The following is a 21,913-nucleotide window of genomic DNA, read 5'->3' as shown; positions in this document are numbered from 1 at the left end:
GTTTTACTTAATTCAAGGCAAATTTACGCGTCAATAGCTGGCCTATTGCAAGTGAATTTAACGCAGAAGTTAGTAAAAATAGCTGCTAGAAGAACATTTATTAAGCCGAACTCAGGTTATTTACTATTAAATCCACGAGTAGCACATGTTCAAATTTATATATTCCTCCATATTCACTGCTGTAATAATAACTTCACAAGCCTTTGCAGAATCATCCCCTCCTCAACCGCTAGCAACACAAAAAATTCTATTTGGTTCATGTAGCCATCAAGATAAGGCTATGCCTATTTTAAATGCCATCAACAAAGAACAAGCCGATCTATTTATTTTTTTAGGGGATAACGTTTATGGCGACACTGAAAATATGTCACATCTCGCCAATAAATATACTTTATTAGGTAATAACGCCGGCATAAAGACACTATTAAAAAACACACCCGCTATCGCTATTTGGGACGATCATGATTATGGTGAGAACGACGCTGGCGCGGAATATCCACAAAAAGAAGCCTCAAGAAAACTCATGTTAGACTTTTGGAACGAACCAAAAAATTCAGACCGTTACACACGTAAAGACGGTATTTATACCTCGTATATGTATGGTGAAAATGATCAAAAAGTTCAAGTCATCATGCCCGACCTACGCTGGAATAGAGATAAACTGAATTCAGTAGGTAAAGAAAAATACTTTACTGAGCGCAAACCTAAAAATATGGGTCCTTATTCCCCTTCTGAAAATCCAACGGCTTCAATGCTAGGAGAAACACAGTGGCAATGGTTAGAAGCAGAGTTACAAAAACCTGCAAAAATTAAAGTTATCGCTTCAAGCTTACAGCTATTACCTGAATTTACTGGTTGGGAATCGTGGGCAAACTTTCCTCATGATCGTAATCGATTAATGTCGTTAATTAAAAAGCACAAAATTAATGGCGTTATTATTATCAGTGGCGATACACATTGGGGAGAAGTTTCAAAAGTAACAAATGAACTTGATTATCCTCTATGGGAAGTAACAAGCTCAGGCTTAACTGAAGAATGGAAAGAAGTAGCCCCTAATAAACATCGCGTAGGAAACTCCACTCATAAAGTCAATTACGGCGAATTACTCATTAATTGGCAACAAACAGATCCTACTATCACGCTCAGTTTAAAAGATGTTAAAGGAGATATTTTTACCCAGCAGGCTTTAAAGCTCTCTGAAATATCACCTTATTAAACATAGCCTTTAGTAGGTTAACCCGAATTCTGGATAAGCAATTATGCCTAATATTGCTATTTAATCACCTAACCTCGTTGCCTGCATGGATGCATGCACTTGGTTTTTATCGGAAATAAAAAAACGTATTTTTACAGCGAATATCCAGCCATTAATCAATAAAAATGTTTTTGCGAACAACAAGCATTACACATAATTAAATCAACTTAGCACCTTTATTTAACAAAGATAAATCCTTGTTTCTATTGGTTTCTTAGTATGAAAAATATATTAATTTAACCGACACCTAACAAAACTATAGAAGCATACCAAGTAGTCAACATTTAATTATATTGAAAAACAAAACATTATAAATATTTACAGCTCTCTCTGCCCTTCTAACCTACCTTTAATACACAATTATGCTAATCTAAAGCAGGCAAACAACGTAAACAATAAATAGTTAACAATATTCAAATTAATTAAATTAAAAATAATTACGCCACATAACGTATTAAAAATAAGAACAACTAACTGTAAGAAGATACTATGATTTTAAACATAAAGAAAAAACATCTGGTACATTGTACCCAAGCAGCTTTATTTACAATGGCTCTAGCCAGTTGTGGTGGTGGTAGTGGTGATACAACTACAAAGCCACCTGTTGAAACACCTCCGGCAGTAGATACAACGCCAAACAATTATAGCTTTGTCGACCAAACCAACCTTGCAAACAGCATTGAAGTTATTTCAAACGAAATAACTGTTTCTGGTATTAACAGCAACACTGCCATTTCTATTACTGGCGGTGAATATTCTATTAATGGTGGAGCATATACATCTGCTGCTGGTACAGTTAGTAACAACCAAAAAGTAAAAGTTAAGGCATTAAGTTCAGCAACCTCTGCTACCACAGTAGATGCCGTATTAACGATTGGCGGCGTGTCTGACACTTTCTCTATAACCACTGCAGAAGCCGTAGTTGTTATCCCTCCATCAGGTATTCAAGTTGATATTAATTTTGACACTAAGCACAGCGTGGGTGGAATCGAAACTTTTGACCGTCAAAAATTTATAACCATACATTCATCCCCCTCAGAAAACGATTGGGGAGAAAACGATGGACAAACAAGAAATGCACCTAATGAAGACCCCGATTTAATGGTTAACTTTGTTACCAATAATGATGTTTATTTTGGGCGTGTAACAGGCTCTATCAGCTGGGCATTACGTAATGTTGAAGAAGACCCTGCAAAAACAGGATTTGTTGATGAGGCAAGCGCAACGACAGCCGGCGGAAACTTTCGTTGGACTTATGCCAACTCTACAGCTAAAAAACATGCTGATGCACGACTTCCACAAATTAAAGCACGTGCGCTTGATATGATCCAAGGTGCTCAACAACACCCTTACTGGCCAGAAGGCACTATAATTAATGCATTAAGTGGTAACACATGGTCGTTTTCTCAAACAAATACTGAAGCAGAGCCATTAGGTACAGCAACAGGCCACTTTATATCTCAATATTTATCAAAATTTTTCAAAAATAATGATACTGATGCTTGGGAAACCAAACCTAAATATTTTGAGGTTATGAATGAGCCACTTTATGACTTAACAACCGTTCGCAACCCAAGTGATGCTAATTATGTAACACCATTAGAAGCATTTAAATTTCATAACACCATCAAAGCTGAAGTTCGTAAAGTTGCTGAAAATGATGACATTCAAGTAGGTGGTTACACAGTCGCTTTCCCTGATTTTGATAAAGACAACTTCCAACGTTGGGAAGACCGAGATAAATTATTCATCGACACCTCTGGCGCTGAAATGGACTTTTATTCAATCCATTTATATGACTTCCCTTGTCTGGGCAATACCGAAAAATATCGCTCTGGCAGTAATATGGAAGCGACTATGGATATGATGGAAAACTATAGCCATATTGCCATTGGTGAAATGAAACCTTATGTTATTTCAGAATATGGCGCAGCAAGTCATTGTGAAAGAAGCCTTGGTTGGACGCCGAAAAAAGACACCTTAGTTATGCGTGCCACCAATAAAATGCTAATGAGCTTTTTAGAACGCCCTGATGTGATAGCGAAAACTATTCCATTTATTGTGGTAAAAGCTGAATGGGGTAGAACAACACAAAATGGTGTTTCAATTCCTTACGGTCCTCGTTTAATGGTACAAAAGTTTGAACGTACTGGCGTTACTACTGAAACTGAATGGGTTTATTCTGATATAGAATTATTTTATAACCTATGGGCAGAAGTTAATGGTACTCGAGTTGATACTTGGTCTTCTGATTTAGATATTCAAGTCGATGCTTATGTTGACGGTGATGATGCTTATATAATTTTAAACAACTTAGAGTTTGATGAAGCTGACGTTAACTTAAACGCCTTTGGTATCGATACCGCTAATATCAGCGCTGTAAATATTAAACATTTAAAAACCGACAACTGGACATCTTCACTTGAAGAAAGCAACCCAAGTAGTTTACCTGATTCGGTAACACTTGATGGTGAAGGTACCATGATCATTAAAGTCACTTACAACACAGATATTACCATTGACCAAACGAGCGAAGAAACTAAATATTATTCAAGTGATTTTAAACAAGCTATCACGGCTAATACCGCCATTACCTTTGATATCAATGATGTTGTTGTTGGTTCAAATGGTGAAGCAATATTACGTTTAGGTATTGGACGTGACCATGGTAAGTCACTAACACCTACAGTTATGGTAAATACTACAGAAGTTACTGTTCCTGTTGATTTTAGAGGTTATGATCAAGAAACAGGTGACGTAAATCCTGGTCGAGATAATTACTTTGGTGTGATTGAAATTCCCGTAGCCCTTACTGCTTTGCAAGAAGACAACACGGTTACCATTCAATTCCCTGATTCAGGTGGTTTTGTTAGTACTACAGCGTTACAGGTATTTAATTCAAGCCAAGCACTAACACGTACTAAATAAACGTTTAATCTAAGATATAAAATAAGCCGAGACATTAAAATGTCTCGGCTTATTTTTTTTCCATATGAACATTAGTTTATAGGTTTATCAACAAGCTCCCATGTTCTTACCCAATCAATCTTCATGGTATTGTTTTTATCATCTAATAATTCATTTTTTTCAGGTAATCCACCAACCCATGCAGAGTCTTGTGTCCACAAGTCAAAAATAATGTGCTGCTCTAACGTAAATTCTTGTGTAGAGGTAACAAAGTTTACTGCTTCACCATTTAAATAAAATTGAACCGTATGCTCGTCTTTCCACCAAGCGCCATAAACATGGTATGCGTCATTCCAAGCAACACCTTTTAACGTATTACCATCAGATAATTTGCGATTATCTGATGGATTATCATCACCACCACGCTCTGTTACACCATTCTTAACAACAAAATACTGAGAGTGCATTTCGTAAGGATAATTATCGTATTTTGCTCCCATAAGAGATGGCTTGGGATTATTTTCGATGATATCTATTTCATCACGGTTATTACTATCTCCGTTGTTTAACCAAAAAGTATTATAAGCTGAAATATTAGCTGTTTTGATCCTTGCCTCTGTATAAAGAGGAAACTTCATTTTTGCCAACGAACGAACACGAGACGTTTCAAACCATTGATCTTTATTGGTTTCGTCTAAAGTCGCTTTAATCCATAGGTTGCCATCACTTACACCAGAATTTTCGTCACGCATAAATACCGGCGTATTACCATAATTCCAACGAGTCTTAGTCCACTTATTCTCATTCCAAGTATCAAATTCATCTGACATATTTTCAACTTTTTTCCACTCTTTATTCTCTGGAGTGTTGTTATCAAATGAAGTAAAGGTTGGGAGTTCTGCGTTAGCTGTATTTACATCAATAACAATAAGCTTGTTTTCAGGTAGTGTTTCTTCTACTGGCTTTAAGTCCGCTGTTGTTTCAGGTTGGCTGCTACTACCACATGCAGAAATTCCAAGTGGTATAAGTAACGCAAATGCAAGAGGGGTAAGATTTGAATTTATGTTTTTCATTATTAAGTTCTCATAAAATTAAAAGGTTTAATAATAGATAAGGTAAATCATAAGCCTTATTCACTCAACAAAAAACACGTTATATTTAACAATAAACATTTAAATATAAAAATAAGTTTGAGATTAACTTTATTGAATTTCACAGAGATAAGTAATAATTAAAAATATCAAAAAATTATCAATTACGATAATAAATCAGCCTTCCATTTGTTTCTGTTCTGCTGTATTAATCCACTTAAATAACAATAAAACAATAACTGATGAAGCTAAAAAACTTAGAGTTAAAGCGTATGTAGTGCCATCAAACAAACGACCAATAATTACAGCAAGCACTACCGACATAAGAGTAGATACAGAACCAACAATAGCAGCCCCCATTCCAGCCATTCTTCCTAAAGGCTCCATAGCTAATGCGGTTAAATTACCAAACACCAAACCTAAACAAAAAAACAATGCTAATAAATAAACCGTTGTTACCCACAAAGGAGGTAAGCCATTAAAAAATAAAGAGGTAACAAAAAATAAAGAAGATGAAACTACCAACAAAATTAATGACATAGATGCTATTTTTAACATGCCATGCTTAATAACATATTTACCATTTACAAACGAAGCAATGCCTAAAACAAAAGATATACCCGCAAAATATAAAGAAAAGTAGGTCTCTAACTGATAGGTAATTTGTAATAATTGTTGTGAAGAACTCAGAAAAAACACAAAAGGCCCTGACATAAAACCAGAAGCAACAACATAGCCTATAACCTTACGATTTGTAAAAACGGTATATGCCGACTGTTTTACTCTTACCCAAGTAAAGTCGGTTCTATTATCAGTGCTTAAGGTTTCTCCCTGCCTTAATAAATACCAAAGCAAAGACACAAGGCCAACAAGCCCTGTAAAAATAAAAATGGCTTGCCAATTAAATACCATTAATATTGCCTGACCAATAATAGGTGCCAGCATAGGTACCAATATAAATATCATCATAATAAAAGACATAACCTTAGCCATTAATCTTCCATTATATAAATCTCTTACTATCGCCGTTGATAATACTCTTGGAGCCGCAACACCAAAACCTTGTAACAAACGGCTGAACAACATAGTGTGATAATCGTTAGAAATAATTGCTAATAAGCTGCCTAGAAAGAAAATAGAATAACCTATCAACATACTCTTACGTCGTCCTATTGAATCAGATAACGGACCAAATAAAAATTGACCAAAAGCTAAGCCTATAAAAAGAAAAGCAATCATCAACTGATTATCGTTAGAGTTGGTATTACCCATTGCATTACCTACAGATTCAAGTGCAGGTAAAATTGAGTCAATAGATATTGCGACTAGCGACATCATCAATGCCATTAAACCAATAAATTCTTTAAAAGGTAATGTGTGTTTTTGAAAGTTTTTAAGCAAGTAAACCTCGAGAATAAAGATCTAAAAATACACAGTGGATACTGTAGATAGAAAACGGGTATAAATATAAGAAAGGTAATAATAGACAAATCACATTAAGTGATAAATAATCTAAAAATGAATTCACTCTTCAGAATAAATCAACAATGGACTTATTTAAATCAATAACAGTTTTTCAGGAAGTGTGTAAACACAAAAGTTTCAGTAAAGCAGCCAATCATTTAAACCTAGTCCCTTCAGCCGTCAGTAGGCAAATCAACGAATTAGAGAAGCAACTCAACATACGATTATTGCATAGAACCACACGTTCAATTAGCTTAACCAATGATGGAAGGCGCTACCTGCAAAAAATGGATGTTATTACACAAAACGTAGGTGAGCTGATTTCTTTAACCACAGACGAAAAAATAATCAAAGATCATATTCACTTTACCGCACCTCCAGTATTAGGCGAAAACATACTGCAAAATGCGCTGAACGAATACTCTCAAAAATATCCCAATGTTTCCTTATCATTAAATTTCGTAAACCGAGAAGTTAACCTTGTAGAAGAAGGCTATGATTTAGCTCTAAGGGTAGGTAAATTAGAAGATTCGAATATGATATCGCGTCAAATCCATCTTTTTCCACTCATTGTAGTAGCAAGTCCTAATTATCTAAAAAAGCACGGAACGCCTAATCACCCTAAAGATTTAATACATCACAACTGTATTATTAATACCATAATGAAAACCCCATTTAAGTGGAATTTTGTAGACGAAAATAAAAATTTCTTAGTCAAAGTTAAAGGGAATTTAGAAGCAAATAACGACATTATGCTGCAAAGGTTTGCTACAGCAGGCTTAGGTATTTCTTATATACCTAACTTCATGGTGCAAGATCAAATTGAGAAAGGAGAACTTGTTCAATTACTCACAAAATTTATGCCGTCCCCCCTACCTATTTCGGTTGTTTATCCTAGCAGAAAACATTTAAGTACCGCTAAAAGAAAATTTATTGATACCTTGGTTGAACATTTATCAAATAATAGCTAAGGTCTGTTGATCTTTGCTGATTATTTTTGCTGCAGTTTATTAGCCTTTTATATAAGGTCGAGCATATACTTCGTCGTTATTCTACTCTAATAGGCGATAACGTAGTAGAAATGGCGAATAGATGCTGACCTACAGATCCGTTTAAATGCTTTTTGCGCCGCGATCAACAAGCATTTAATTTAAACATAAAAGTTCAACAGCCCCAATCCTATTACTATTCATTCACCATAACAGCAGAACTACGTTTTAACTGCTCAAAGAGTAAATCTTCGTTTTCAGTAATGTGCTTTCTTTCTAATATATTTTGTTTTTGCTCAAGTAACGACTCCATATGCCCTTTTATAGTCTTATTTAACGATTGCTCTTGATCTTTTGTTATATTTCCGTTGTTGGCGTTTTCCCTTACTTCTTCCTTGGCAATTTCTAATAATTCCACCCGTACTTCAATGCGCTTAACATCCAGATAATTGATACCTAAACTGTTATATAAAATAGCCATTTCAATTTCATCACGTTCAATTTTAACTTCAATAGGAAAATCCATAATTCCATCAATATTGTTACTCAAATAATCAAATGGTTCTAATGCTTTATCAGTAGTGTTAAATGTTTCTAATTCAGTATTCGTCTCCTCTTTAATTTGATTATAAAGACGCCTAACTTCTTCAGGATTTATACTCGTAACTTTACTGGAACGCCTAAGTTCATCTATCGAGTTACTCGTAGAAGATTCATTTTCAAGGGCACTAGTATACGACGACGTTTCTTCAACACCTTGGCTTGATGATTTTTGTGATAATGCTGAAAGTTGCGATAATACATTTTGCGAAGTTGTTAACGTGATAGCAGCAGACATGGTAGTTCCTTTACATTAGATATTTATCTGATGCTACCTGCATAAAGCGAACCAAAATAAAGAAAATAATAAAGCTAATAAACTTAAGGGTGTTCAGGTTAAATAACCTGAGTTTGGCTTAATAAATATTCTTCTAGCCGCTATTTTTACTAACTTCGGCGTTAAATTCACTTGCAATAGACCAGCTATTGACGCATAAATTTGCCTTGAATTAAGTAAAAATATCAAGCTAGAAGCAAACCAAGATTTTAATATTTATTTTTCAATGAGTTAACTACTTATTAAACCGAACTCAGGTTAAATAGCTATTTTTGAGGAAAGATGTTGCCGCATAAAAAGCGATAACTGCCGTTTCGACTAAACAAATAAAATAACAGAAAAACATAAATCACACGTTTCTCTGCTATATCCGTAAAAAACTTACTTAAGTAACTTACCTTGCTGGCATTCTAATAGCGCCATCTAGGCGAATAGTTTCACCATTAAGGTATGAATTTTCAATAATATGTAACGCAAGGCGAGCAAACTCATTAGGAGCTCCCATACGTTTAGGAAATTGAATATTATTAACCAATGATTCTTGTACGTTTTCAGGCATAGCTAATAACATAGGTGTTCCCATAATCCCTGGAGCTATGGTATTTACTCTTATACCTGAAGATGCTAAATCTCTCGCCATAGGTAGAGTTAAAGCTACAATTCCACCTTTACTTGCCGCATAAGCGGTTTGCCCCATTTGCCCATCATAAGCGGCAACTGATGCGGTATTAATAATAACACCACGCTCGTTGTCGTTATTAGGTTCATTTAATGCCATTTTTTCAGCGGCAATTCGAGCTACATTAAAACTGCCAATTAAATTAATATTAATGGCTAAACTAAAAGCAAATAACGCTTGCGCTTTTTTGTCGCGATCGAGTACTTTTTTAGCAGGGGCAATACCGGCACAATTAATACAAATATCTACACGACCAAACTGAGCAATAACAGACTCAAAAGCACTTTCAACAGACGCTTCCTTGGTTACATCAGTACAAACAAACATAACATTATCGTTACCAAATTCCGTACAAAGTTGTGCGCCCTGCTCTTTATTTAGATCAAGAACCGCAACTTTTATGCCCGCTTTATTTAATTCGTCTAATACGGCTCTACCTAAACCTGATGCTCCACCAGTCACTACAGCGACTTTATTTTCTACATTCATTACTTTTCCTCGTTAACTTTAATTAACCCTACTAACCTCAATTAAAGTGATTCAACCCAACCAAATTTATCTTCACAAGTACCGTATTGAATACCGGTTAAGTTGTCATAAAGTTTTGTAGCGACATCGCCAGTTTCATTATTATTAATAATGTATTCTTTTCCTTTAAAGCCCAGCTTTCCTACGGGGGATATAACTGCAGCCGTACCACAACCGAATACCTCGGTTATTTTCCCGCTGGCTATATCAGCTAAAATCACGTCAATATCTAAACGTTGCTCGCTTACTTCATAGCCTAATGCTGGAGCTAGTTTCAAAATAGAATCTCGTGTAATTCCCGGTAAAATACTGCCACTGAGCTCAGGCGTTACAATATGTGCATTTTCATACACAAAACAAATGTTCATTGCGCCAACTTCTTCAATGTATTTCCCTTCTACAGCGTCTAACCAAAGCACTTGCGAGTAACCTAATTTAATCACTTCTTCTGAAGCAAAAAGGCTCGCAGCATAATTACCACCTGTTTTAGCTTCGCCAACACCGCCTTTTACGGCCCGACGATATTCATCAGCAACAAAAACTGAAATAGGTACTAACCCACCTTTAAAGTAGTTTCCTGCTGGGCCTGCAATAATATAATGGCTATAGTTCATACTAGCGCCAAGGCCCAATTTAGCACTTGTAGCGATCATCGTTGGACGTATGTACAAAGATGAACCTTTTTGATGAGGTACCCAATCTTGATCTAAGTAAACTAACGACTTTAACGCTTCTAAATGCAAAGCTTCGTCAACCTCTGGCATAACCATGCGCTTTGCTGAGCGATTAAAGCGCTTTATATTTTCTTGAGGACGAAATAAATTAATACTATCGTTCACGTTTCGGTACGCCTTTAGGCCTTCAAATATTTCCTGACTATAATGTAAAACCGCAGCAGAAGGATCTAACGATAAAGGCTGATAAGGATAAATTTCTTGATTATGCCAATGCTTTTCAGGGCTATATTGCTGTATAAACATATGATCAGAGAAGATTTCACCAAAACTATATTCAGCTGGGCAAGTACCACGTTCATTTAGATGTTTTGAATTTATTGTAATTGTCATTTTACTTCTCTTTATATTTCCTATTTTATGTCTGATTTATTTAGTCTTTTAAGATATCTCTAGCGATGATCACTCGCTGAATTTCACTTGTACCTTCATATATAGTGGTAATTCTGACATCTCTAGCTAAGCGTTCTATCGGATATTCCTTTATGTACCCTGCACCACCTAATAGCTGCAATGCGGTATAACAAGCATCATTCGCTTTTTCAGACGCAAATACTTTTGCCATAGAGGCTGAAGTAGAAAATGGTAAACCATTATCTTTATTAACAGCTGCTTGCATGATTAATAAACGAGCCGCTTCTAGTTCCGTATATCGGTCACTTAACATCCACTGTAAACCTTGAAAGTTTGATAACGACTGACCAAATTGTTTACGCTCTTTAATATAGTCTTTAGCGTACTCTATCGCTTCAAGCCCTAAGCCTAATGCTAATGAAGCTATACCTATACGGCCACCCGCTAGTTCAGTTACCGCTATTTTAAAACCTTGATTTTCTTTACCCAATAAAGCAGAAGCAGGAATACGACAATTATCGAAAATCACTTGATTAGTTGAAGAGGCTTTTTGCCCCATTTTTTCTTCAGCTTTAGCAATGGTTATGCCTGGAGTATCGCCATCCACTAAAAAACAACTTATGCCTTTACCTTTGGGTAAGCTAGGATCTGTTACTGCCCACACAACAAATACGCCAGCATAATCACCCGAAGTAATAAACGTTTTAGTGCCGTTAAGCACGTACTCGTCACCCTCTTTTACTGCTTGGGTTTTCATACCCGCAGGATCAGAACCTGCAACCGTTTCAGTTAAACAAAAGCCAGCAGCAAAACACTCACCACTACAAATTTTGGGTAAATAATGTGATTTTTGCTCTTCGTTACCTACAGCTTGAATAACTTCTGCCACCATATTCGTTACCGATGTGGTAACTGCAGTTGAAGAACATCCTCGGGCAAGTTCAGTTATCGCTAAAGAAAAAGCAACGCTACCAGCTTCAATACCGCCATATTGGCTATCGATATTAATGCCCATAAAGCCCAATTCACTCAGCTTTTTAATATTCGATAAAAATAGGTCTTTACCGCTTTCTTGCTCAACCAATTCAGCATTAGGTTTTAATTCAGCTTCAGCAAATTGTTTTGCTGTGTCTTGAATCATTATTTCTTCTTCATTAAATTTTATTTGCATATTTTTATCTCAAGGTATTTATTACGTTAATCAGCAACACTCTAATTACATATGTATTGCATGACCTAAGGTCGACATGGCAGCTTCCATAGTGGCTTCGCCTAATGTTGGATGAACATGAATGGTATTAGCTAAATCTTCTAGCCGTGCCCCCATTTCAATCGCAGTAGCAAATTGATTACTGAGCTCTGCAACATGAGCGCCCACAGCATGAATGCCAATAACAACATGGTTATCTTTACGGGCCGTTATACGAACAAAGCCGCCATCGCTACCGGCTTCCATTGCTAACGCTTTACCTATAGCAGCAAAAGGAAATTTACCTACAAGGGGTTCTATACCTTGTAATTTGGCTTCCGCGGCCGTTATACCCACACCAACAAGTTCAGGTTCAGTAAAACAAACGGCAGGAATAACCGTTGGGTTAAACTCTCGCTTTAAACCAGAAATAATTTCGGCAACCATTTCCCCTTGTGCTGACGCTTTATGTGCCAACATAGGTTCTCCAACTAAGTCACCAATTGCCCAAACGTTTTTCATTGCTGTACGACATTGCTTGTCAACTTTAACGAAAGCGCCATTCATATCGACACACATATTCTCTAAACCGTAACCTTGCGTATTAGGACGACGGCCAACAGTGACTAAAATTTTGTCGCCATGAATTGAATGCTCAATACCTTTTTTATCGGTATAGGTTAATGTGGCTCCTTCACCTGTACCATGGTCAACAACCGACTGGGCGCGAGCTGAATATTCAATGTCTACATTATGTTTTTTCAACCATGTGGCTACAGGCTTTGTTAGCTCTTTATCAAACAGCGGTACAATAGAATCCATACCTTCAATAAAGGTAACTTTTGCACCTAGCTTACGGTAAGCGATGCCCATTTCTAAACCAATGTAACCCGCCCCAATAACAACTAAGTGATTAGGTAGTTCGTTTTGATCAAGCGCCTGCGTAGAAGAAATTACATTTTCGCTATAAGGTAAAAATGGCAGTTCTGTTGCGGTTGATCCCGTTGCTAAAATAACGTGTTCCGCTTTAATACTTATCACTCCATCAGCCGTGTCAACCGTACAGTTTTTTGCATCAGAAAAGTTAGCCCAACCTTTAATTTGTTTTACTTTGTTCTTTTTCAGTAAAGCTTCAACACCGCTACTTAAACGCGCGACAATTGAGTCTTTCCAGTCGATCAATTTTGGCATATCAAGCTGCGCAGGTTGTGGTACTAAAATGCCGAGTTTACCGTCGCCAGTATGCGCATTAATTTCTTCAAAACGTGATGCCGCATGAATTAACGCTTTTGACGGAATACACCCCCGAATTAAGCATGTTCCACCAGCTCTGTCGCCTTCAACAATCACGGTATCTAATCCTAACTGTCCTGCACGAATTGCAGCAACATATCCGCCGGGGCCTGCACCTACGATTAATACTTTACATGAAACTAAATTAGTCATTTTCACTCCTACATGAATAAGGTTGCTGGAGACTCAAGCAAGCTTTTAATACGTTGTACAAATAGTGTCGCTTCCCAACCATCAATCACTCGATGATCAAACGAAGATGAAATATTCATAATATCGCGAGGAACAAAACCTCCATCTTGCCAAACGGGTCGTTTAGCGATTTTATTAATGCCAATAATGGCCACTTCAGGAGAGTTGATAACGGGTGTAGTAACAATGCCGCCCACTGGGCCAAGGCTTGTTATAGTGATCGTTGAACCGCTTAATTCTTCACGCTTAGCTTTACCGCTACGTGCTGCTGTTGATAAACGTTTAACTTCGTCGGCTGATTGCCATAAATCCAATGTTTCAGCGTGTTTAATAACCGGTACAACTAAGCCGCTGTCGGTTTGAGTTGCAATACCGACATGAGCTGCGCCATAACGATATACAATATTATCGTCGTCATCAAAACGTGCGCTCATTTCAGGGTAATCTTTTAAAGCAATAACCAAGGCTTTAATGAAAAAAGGTAGCATGGTTAATTTGGGCTGATCATCTGTACGTTCTTTATTGAGCTTGGCACGTAGCTTTTCTAATTCAGTAACGTCAATTTCTTCCACATACGTAAAGTGAGGAATACGTTGCATGGTATCTTGCATAATAGCGGCAATTTTCCGACGTAAACCAATAACTTTAATCTCTTCAATTGATTCATTAGCAACAGCATTGGTACTAGAATTGGTAGATGTAGAAGCTATAGCTGACGATTGACCTGCGATAAAGGCATCTAAATCATCATGAGTAATGCGATCAGCAGGACCTGTTCCTCGTACATAATTTAAATTAATACCGGCATTCATAGCACGTTGACGAACCGCAGGCGCTGCTGTTGGTTTATCACCTTCGGCGCGTGCAACGCCAGTAAAAGTAGCCGCGTTACCATGAGCATTTGCTGTAGGTTTTTTAGATACATTCGGCTTTTCAAATGCCGTTTTAGCTGACTTAACAACTTTAGTTTGAGCTACATTAGTTTGAGCCACTGAAGTTTTTGCTTGTTCGACTTTAACTTGCGTAACAGCAGGTGTTTCGGCTTTACTATTTGATGGTGCCTGACTCGCTAGCTCAGAGATATTGCCCGCACCTTCAACGTCTAAACGTACAAACATTGAACCAACAGCAATCATTTCTCCCGCTTCGCTAGCACGCCATACTAGTTTTCCATCTGTAGGGGCTGGAATTTCAACGGTGGCTTTGTCGGTCATTACGACACATAACACATCGTCTTCTTCGATGTTATCGCCAATATTTATGCTCCACTCAACCACTTCAACTTCGGCAATACCTTCACCAATATCAGGTACATCAATATAATAGTTACCCGGTAGGTTATTGGTTGCAGATGAGTTTTGAACCGCTACGGCTTCTTCAACAACTGAGTTTTCTACCGTTGTTTCTGGTGCTTCAACTTCCTGTTCAGGCGCAGGGCTAACAGCTGTGTTTTCATCATAATTTGCAACACTAGCCTCTACTTGTAGTTTTACAAAGTCGGCACCAACGGCAATCATATCGCCCGCTTGGCAAGCTTGCCACGTTACTGTGCCATCAACAGGAGATGGAATTTCAACAGTCGCTTTGTCGGTCATTACAACACATAAAACATCGTCTTCTTCGATGGTTCCACCAACTGCAACATTCCACTCAACAACTTCAACTTCGGCAATACCTTCACCAATGTCTGGTACTTCAATTAAAAAATTGCTCATTTCTATTCTCCCATCACTTTTCTTAATGCATCACCAACACGAGCAGGTCCGGGGAAATAATCCCATTCTTGTGCATGGGGATATGGTGTATCCCAGCCAGTAACTCGAATAATAGGAGCTTCTAAATTGTACATACATAACTCTTGAACAACGGCCATCAACTCAGCACCAAAACCACTGGTTTTAGTGGCTTCGTGCACAACAATACAACGTCCTGTTTTTTTAACAGACTTTTCAATGGTTTCTTCATCAAGTGGTAGTAACGTACGCAAATCAATAACTTCCGCATCTATACCTGTTTCTTCAGCTGCACATATAGCAACATGCACCATAGTGCCGTAAGCTAAAATAGTAACGTCTGAACCTTCACGGGCAATAGCCGCTTTACCTAAAGGCACGGTGTAATGACCGTCTGGAACTTCACCTAATTCATGCTCAGACCAAGGGGTTACCGGTCTGTCGTGATGACCATCAAATGGGCCGTTGTATAATCGTTTAGGCTCTAAAAATATAACGGGGTCATCGTCTTCAATTGACGCAATAAGCAAACCTTTAGCGTCGTAAGGATTAGAAGGAATAACCGTTTTTAATCCTGCAACATGAGTAAACAATGCTTCAGGTGATTGCGAATGGGTTTGCCCACCGTATATACCACCACCAGTAGGTGTTCTAATGGTAATTGGCGCAATAAACTCACCCGAAGATCGATAACGTAAACGTGCTGCTTCAGAAGCAATTTGGTCGTATGCTGGTAAAATATAATCAGCAAATTGAATTTCAGGAACAGGTCGTAAACCATAAGCGCCCATGCCTACGGCAGCCCCTATAATGCCTAGCTCAGAAATTGGTGCGTCGAAACAACGTGATTTACCATATTTAGCCTGCAAACCTTCTGTTGCTCTAAATACGCCACCGAAATAACCAACATCTTCACCAAAAACAACCACGTTATCGTCTTGCGCCATTTTTACATCAAGGGCATCACGAATGGCTTCTATCATATTTTTACGAGACACTTTTTTCTCAGTTGCTTTATGTTGAGGCATAACTTTTCCTTCTGGCATTTTTATACTCCCAATTCTTGACGTTGTTTACGAAGGTGAGGAGGCATGTCTTTATAAACATGGTTAAACATTTCACTCACAGGAGGAACCGCACCTTTACCTAAGGTTCCGTAACTTTCAGCCTCTTTTGCTGCGGCTTTAACTTCAGCTTTTATCTGTTTAGTTAGCGCTTCATGTTTGGTTTCATCCCAAACACCTTTAGCAATTAAATGTGTTTTCAAACGCTCAATCGGGTCGCCTAATGGCCAATGTTCGGCTTCATCTGCTGGACGATATTTTGTTGGATCATCAGACGTGGTATGAGCGGCGGCGCGATACGTTACCCATTCAATTAACGTTGGTCCTAAATTTTTACGCGCACGATCGATTGCCCATTTAGACACAGCATAAACCGCTAAGAAGTCGTTGCCATCAACACGAATAGAAGGAATATTAAAACCATGACCACGACAGGCGAAATTAGCTGACTCCCCACTCGCAATACCTTGAAAGGTTGATATTGCCCATTGGTTATTCACCACATTTAATACCACTGGCGGCTTATAAGTTGACGCAAAAACAAGTGCTGAGTGAAAATCACTTTCAGCCGTTGAGCCATCACCTATCCAACCCGAAGCAACTTTTGTATCGCCTTTAATAGCAGACGCCATTGCCCAACCTACGGCTTGCATAAATTGAGTGCCTAAGTTGCCAGAAATAGAGAAAAAACCATAATCGCGTTCTGAATAGAAAAAAGGTAATGAACGCCCGCCTAGTTTATCTTTTGAATTGGAATAGATTTGATTAATCATATCTACCATTGGAAAGTCTTGAGCAATTAATAACCCTTGTTGTCTGTAGCTTGGAAAACACATATCGCCTTGCGATAACGCCATGCGTTGTGCACAAGCGATGGCTTCTTCACCTCGACACTGTACATAAATAGAGGTTTTTCCTTGGCGTTGCGACATGAACATACGCTCATCAAATATCCGTGTTCTTAACATTACGGTTAAACCTTTTAGTAAAAAGGCATCATCAACATCAGGGATCCAATCGCCAACAGCCCTGCCGTTATCATCCATAACTCTAACCATGTCATAGGCAAGATCACGAATACTCGCAGGCGTACAATCTATTTCAGGCTTACGAACAACGCCTGCTTCAGGTACGCTAATATGACTAAAGTCAGGTTTATCGCCCGGTCTAGAAGACGGCTCTGGTACGTGCAAGCTCAACGGTTTTTCATCATTCATGTTAATGTTTTCTCCAAAGCAGAGTGCTTTATCTATTATGTTTAAAACGCGTGAAAGTTTTAAAATTATAAGAAAAATATATCATGTAAAACCGTAGCTAGTCCTACCAAATAAACACCTAAAAACACAAAATAGTGGTGTAAAAAACCAAAAATAAATATAAAATTAGAGAGTATCACCACAAAAACAAAACATAGTAGAAATAAGGAATTCAACGTGAGCAATTTAATTTTAGATAAAACCGACATAGAAATATTAAAAGAGTTACAACAAGACGCAGGCATTTCTAATCTTGAATTAGCTGATAAAGTTTCATTATCAGCCTCACCTTGTTCAAGACGAGTTAAGCTACTTCAAGAGGCGGGTTTTTTTAGAGGTAAAGTTACCTTACTCGATCCTAAAAAGGTGGGGTTGCCTGTTAATGTCTTTATTCAAATTACCTTAAGCCGCCAAAAAAAGAATAATTTAGAAAAATTTGAAAACAAAATAAGCCAATGGCCACAAGTGATGGAATGCTATTTAATGACGGGTGATTTTGATTACTTAGTTCGAGTTGCCGTACCTGATTTAACTAGCTATCAAGAACTATTAGAACAACTCACAGAAATGGAAGGCATTAGCCACATAAAAAGCAGTTTTTCATTAAAACAAATTTGTTATAAAACAGAGTTGCCTTTAGAGCATATGAGTAAATAAGTTTATCCATGCTTAACGGCTAATTAAAGCCGTTTTTTTATTACACAATCTTTCTTTTTATTTAGCTAAGAATGATTTTAAAGGAGTAATAAATTTATCGAAACTTTCAATATGTGGTAAATGACCAATATTTTCTATTTCAACTAATATACTGTTAGGAATAGCTTTTTGAGTTGCTTTGCCTAACTTATCATATAATCCCATAGTTTTTCTTACCTCTTCAGACACTAAAGGTTTTCCTAGGGCTGTTCTATCTCTTGTTCCAATAATTAATAAGGTTGGACTTTTAATATCTTTAAACTCATACACAACAGGTTGAGTAAAAATCATGTCGTAAGTTAAGGCTGCATTCCAAGCGATTTTCTTGTAATCAGAGTTTAAGTTCCAACCCGCTAACAGGTAAACCCATTCGTCGTACTCTGCTTTCCACTTACCATCATAATAATTTGTAAGCTGATAAGCCTTTATACCCTCATACGTTTTTTTCATTTCTAATTGATACCACCAATCAACGGTTTGATAAGGAACCAACAACTTCCAATCTTCTAACCCTATAGGGTTTTCTAGCACAAGTTTCTCAGTTGTTTCTGGGTACATTAACGCAAACCTTGCTGCTAACATTCCTCCCATTGAATGGCCTAATATGGTTGTTTTTTTAATACCTAAAGAATCTAAAAGCGCTTTAGTATTTTTAGCTAATTCTTGAAAAGAATATTGAAAATTATCGGGTTTTGATGATTTCCCAAAACCAATTTGGTCTGGCACGATCACTCGATAACCTTCACTTTTTAAAGCTTCGATTGTTGTATCCCAATAAGCACCATTAAAGTTCTTACCATGAAGAAGCACAATGCTATGCCCGTTATTTTTAGTTGAGTTAATGTCCATGTAGGCCATTTTAAATTTTTGTTGTTGCGTGTTAACAGTAAAATACTCAACGGCATGAGGGTATTGGTAATTACTGAGCATTAAATCTAACCATTGCAACTTACTTTCTTGAGCGAAAGCAGATGAACTCATTAATATTAAAAAACAGGTGTATATATATTTCATTTTAAATTGTTTTACCTTTTTAAATTTCATCAAGAATACATTGATATTTTAGGAACGGTTAAACTTCGTTTGAATATTTACATGAGCGATAATGAAATCTACGAAGCTGAAATATTTTGCTTGATGCTGAGCTTCATAACAAGCTCAAGCACTGATGAAAAATGTAAGGAACTTTGTATTTGTAATGTATGAGCCATCCTTGGCTAAACATACTCTGCTGTTTAGTATGTTCTTATAAAATTAAATAAACTCACATATGAAAATTGATAACATAATCACGCTAAGTAACTATAAAGTATATCTATTCACTTAAAATGTGTGGTTTAGAAAACCTTTTGGTACCCGTTTTTTTCAACGCTTCAAACAAAGTTGGTATTAAATCAACACCAGATTTAACTTCCATATCTGAACGCTCTAGATCGGAACCAAAAGCCTCTGCTTTTTTACCGAAACATTTTGACAAGAAATGTTCAGTAACAGCCATTCTAGAAATGGTCGTTTCAGCTCGATGTCCACCATGCCCTTCTCTTTCATAAAGAAGGTAGGTAACTGGCTTATTAAGTGCTTCCATAGCTCCTACCATTTCTTCCGCTTGGCGCTCAAGCACTCGTGCGTCTTCCCCACCTGTAAATAGAAGTAGCTTACCTTTAATATCAGCAACTCTTGATATGGGTGAGCGCTCCATTAAGTCAGCCACTCCTTGTCGGGTAGTTGGATCACCTACACGATGTATCCATTGCGGCCACTGGTAACGCCACCAAGCGGGCATATCTGTTAATATTCTTTTCAAGTTAGATGGTCCCGCCCCGGCAATCGAACATTGAAAGCGATCAGGTGTAAAAGTGAGTGAAACCATAGACGCATAGCCACCATACGAGTAACCATACGAAGCGACTTTGTCACGCTCTGTTATTCCATTTTTAATAGCCCAATCAACACTGTCAATTACATCATTATGCATATCTCCAGCCCACTGCTTATCGCCAGCAGATGTAAACGATTTGCCAAAACCAACAGATGCTCGAAAATTAATTGATAATACGGCATAACCGCGATCGGCAAGCCAAGCATCAATTGGGTGATTCGAATTAAAGCCAGGACGCTTTCGAAGCCAAGGACCACCGTGAAGACTAACCACAAGTGGCATTGGTTTTATTGGGAAACCGTCTGCATTTACAGGTGTACCAAGTGGCAAGGTAAAATAAGTAGGCAATAATATTCCATCGCGAGCGGGGATCATTACACCTTTAGTCGGTGCGAGTGTATATTTCTCAAGATTAGGTCGAGTTGAAAAAATGAGTGTGGCGGTTTTAGTTTTACGATCCCACCAATGATAGCGGTTAGGTTTTCCGCTGGGTGATTGAAGTATTAATAATCGTTTTTCATCGGGCTGCCCTACAATTGAAAATGAATGACCAAACGTTTTTTCTAAAGCTGCGAATTCGTCCACGGCTTTAGGAGAGCGCACGGTCCATTTAGGCATCAATGGATCTTCTTTTGTTGCCCACAATGCTTTCGATTTTTTATCATAAAAAACCTCTGTAATGTCGGCTTCTATAGCTTTTGCTAGAATATTACGTTTTCCTGTCGCGGTATCAAATTCCACTAAATTAGTATATTCAGATTCAACGCTATCAAGTAAAGTAATAATGCCTTTATCACTATCATACGATATGATTTTTGTACTACGATACGCATCAAGTGGTACTGTTAATAGTTCAGAACGAGTGTCTCCATCTAAACGGATATAAGTTGATGAACCATCATCATTACCACGCTCACCAATATTAACCTTTAAATCGGCATTAGCACGAAAACTGATAAATCGCCCATCATTACGAAATACTTCTTCACGTTCACCTGTTTGCATATCCATTAGGTATACGTCTTCAAACCTTGCATCTCTGGTATTGAGACTGACTAATACTTTCGTTGGATATTTTTTTGATGTTGCGATTATTTCAGTACGTGTAGTAACGTCATTGGTTAAGTTTTTCACTGTTCCCGACTCAAGCTCTACCGACCACAATTGATTTATTTCTTTTGCTACCCAATGCTCTAATACTAATAAAAATTGACCATCAGCACTCCAACGGAAACTTCTTGGCGCTTCCTTAAAGGATGTCACTGGTACGGCTGTTTTCGGTGAATCAACAGAACCAATCCAAATATTTCGCACGCCATTAAAAGGCTTAATGTAAGCTATTTTTTTACCATCAGGACTGATCTTCAAACTTGAATAAGTTGGATCTGCGAAATACTCACTACGTGGAATAAATGAAGTAGATTGAGAGCTTTTCACTAAAGTTGATGCTGAGCCTTCAGCCAGAGTACCTCCTGAAAATCCTATCATCCCTAGTATAGCCAACAAATTAACAAAGACTTTTGGGCTATACTTTTTTCGCATCAAGCTCATATTATAAAGGCTAACCTCTAACCATATTTTCATACTTGTTCCCCTTTGTGCCCTGTTGGTTGATTATATTTAAATGCTCTCTATTCATTCACAATCAGACTTTATTGTGAATGAATAAACCACCTTAAAAATAATATAATCGAATTTCAAACGTAATCAATTGAGTTTCTGTGACAATAAAA

General features: G+C 37.5%; 16 protein-coding genes. 4 read left to right on the top strand and 12 right to left on the bottom strand.

All coding sequences use genetic code 11. The features are described 5' to 3' along the window. Positions 1–145: 145 nt before the first annotated feature. Both ACM9HF_RS19075 and ACM9HF_RS19070 read left to right on the top strand, forming a co-directional pair. Entirely contained in the window at positions 146–1,216 is a 1,071-nt protein-coding gene (locus ACM9HF_RS19075) for an alkaline phosphatase D family protein (protein WP_473613131.1), read from the top strand. Between the two features lie 528 nt (positions 1,217–1,744). Further along, the gene (locus tag ACM9HF_RS19070; protein ID WP_473613130.1) at positions 1,745–4,183 is read left to right on the top strand and encodes a hypothetical protein; all 2,439 of its coding nucleotides are present in this window, start codon (positions 1,745–1,747) and stop codon (positions 4,181–4,183) included. Positions 4,184–4,254: 71 nt separating this feature from the next. Here ACM9HF_RS19070 and ACM9HF_RS19065 read toward each other — a convergent pair whose 3' ends face one another. Further along, positions 4,255–5,235, bottom strand: coding sequence for a LamG domain-containing protein (locus ACM9HF_RS19065; protein WP_473613129.1), 981 nt, complete (start codon positions 5,233–5,235; stop codon positions 4,255–4,257). 195 nt (positions 5,236–5,430) lie between these two features. After that, a complete protein-coding gene (locus tag ACM9HF_RS19060) occupies positions 5,431–6,654 on the bottom strand; it encodes a multidrug effflux MFS transporter (RefSeq protein WP_473613128.1) in 1,224 nt (407 codons plus the stop codon). 146 nt (positions 6,655–6,800) lie between these two features. Between ACM9HF_RS19060 and ACM9HF_RS19055 the strand changes: the two genes are divergently transcribed. Further along, positions 6,801–7,688, top strand: coding sequence for a LysR family transcriptional regulator (locus ACM9HF_RS19055; RefSeq protein WP_473613127.1), 888 nt, complete (start codon positions 6,801–6,803; stop codon positions 7,686–7,688). Positions 7,689–7,902: 214 nt separating this feature from the next. On the opposite strand, the gene ACM9HF_RS19050 is transcribed toward ACM9HF_RS19055, so the two are convergent. From ACM9HF_RS19050 to ACM9HF_RS19015, 8 genes are all read right to left on the bottom strand, one after another. Next, on the bottom strand, positions 7,903–8,544 hold the full coding sequence (locus ACM9HF_RS19050; RefSeq protein WP_473613126.1) for a hypothetical protein: 642 nt from the start codon (positions 8,542–8,544) through the stop codon (positions 7,903–7,905). A 433-nt stretch (positions 8,545–8,977) separates the two neighbouring features. Then, positions 8,978–9,751, bottom strand: a complete 774-nt coding sequence (locus tag ACM9HF_RS19045; protein ID WP_473613125.1) for a 3-hydroxyacyl-CoA dehydrogenase — start codon at positions 9,749–9,751, stop codon at positions 8,978–8,980. A gap of 41 nt (positions 9,752–9,792) precedes the next feature. After that, on the bottom strand, positions 9,793–10,857 hold the full coding sequence (locus ACM9HF_RS19040) for a branched-chain amino acid aminotransferase (RefSeq protein ID WP_473613124.1): 1,065 nt from the start codon (positions 10,855–10,857) through the stop codon (positions 9,793–9,795). A gap of 40 nt (positions 10,858–10,897) precedes the next feature. Further along, the gene (locus ACM9HF_RS19035) at positions 10,898–12,049 is read right to left on the bottom strand and encodes an acyl-CoA dehydrogenase family protein (RefSeq protein ID WP_473613123.1); all 1,152 of its coding nucleotides are present in this window, start codon (positions 12,047–12,049) and stop codon (positions 10,898–10,900) included. Positions 12,050–12,094: 45 nt separating this feature from the next. Then, positions 12,095–13,513, bottom strand: coding sequence for a dihydrolipoyl dehydrogenase (lpdA, locus tag ACM9HF_RS19030; RefSeq protein ID WP_473613122.1), 1,419 nt, complete (start codon positions 13,511–13,513; stop codon positions 12,095–12,097). An 8-nt stretch (positions 13,514–13,521) separates the two neighbouring features. Continuing rightward, positions 13,522–15,267: a 2-oxo acid dehydrogenase subunit E2 gene (locus ACM9HF_RS19025; RefSeq protein WP_473613121.1), complete on the bottom strand. Its 1,746-nt coding sequence runs from the start codon at positions 15,265–15,267 to the stop codon at positions 13,522–13,524. Between the two features lie 2 nt (positions 15,268–15,269). Then, on the bottom strand, positions 15,270–16,283 hold the full coding sequence (locus tag ACM9HF_RS19020) for an alpha-ketoacid dehydrogenase subunit beta (protein ID WP_473618335.1): 1,014 nt from the start codon (positions 16,281–16,283) through the stop codon (positions 15,270–15,272). Between the two features lie 50 nt (positions 16,284–16,333). After that, on the bottom strand, positions 16,334–17,566 hold the full coding sequence (locus ACM9HF_RS19015) for a 3-methyl-2-oxobutanoate dehydrogenase (2-methylpropanoyl-transferring) subunit alpha (RefSeq protein WP_077338177.1): 1,233 nt from the start codon (positions 17,564–17,566) through the stop codon (positions 16,334–16,336). Between the two features lie 216 nt (positions 17,567–17,782). On the opposite strand from ACM9HF_RS19015, the gene ACM9HF_RS19010 reads away from it, so the two are divergent. Continuing rightward, complete coding sequence (locus tag ACM9HF_RS19010) at positions 17,783–18,262, top strand: Lrp/AsnC family transcriptional regulator (protein WP_473613120.1); 480 nt, start codon at positions 17,783–17,785, stop codon at positions 18,260–18,262. A gap of 57 nt (positions 18,263–18,319) precedes the next feature. On the opposite strand, the gene ACM9HF_RS19005 is transcribed toward ACM9HF_RS19010, so the two are convergent. Together ACM9HF_RS19005 and ACM9HF_RS19000 are read right to left on the bottom strand one after the other, a co-directional pair. Then, positions 18,320–19,315, bottom strand: coding sequence for an alpha/beta fold hydrolase (locus tag ACM9HF_RS19005; RefSeq protein ID WP_473613119.1), 996 nt, complete (start codon positions 19,313–19,315; stop codon positions 18,320–18,322). A 301-nt stretch (positions 19,316–19,616) separates the two neighbouring features. Next, positions 19,617–21,764, bottom strand: coding sequence for a S9 family peptidase (locus tag ACM9HF_RS19000; protein WP_473613118.1), 2,148 nt, complete (start codon positions 21,762–21,764; stop codon positions 19,617–19,619). Positions 21,765–21,913: the final 149 nt, after the last annotated feature.

The sequence above is a fragment of the Colwellia sp. RE-S-Sl-9 genome (genome assembly GCF_048296855.1).
Lineage (GTDB): Bacteria > Pseudomonadota > Gammaproteobacteria > Enterobacterales > Alteromonadaceae > Pseudocolwellia.
This window is presented reverse-complemented; position numbering and strand designations above follow the sequence as displayed.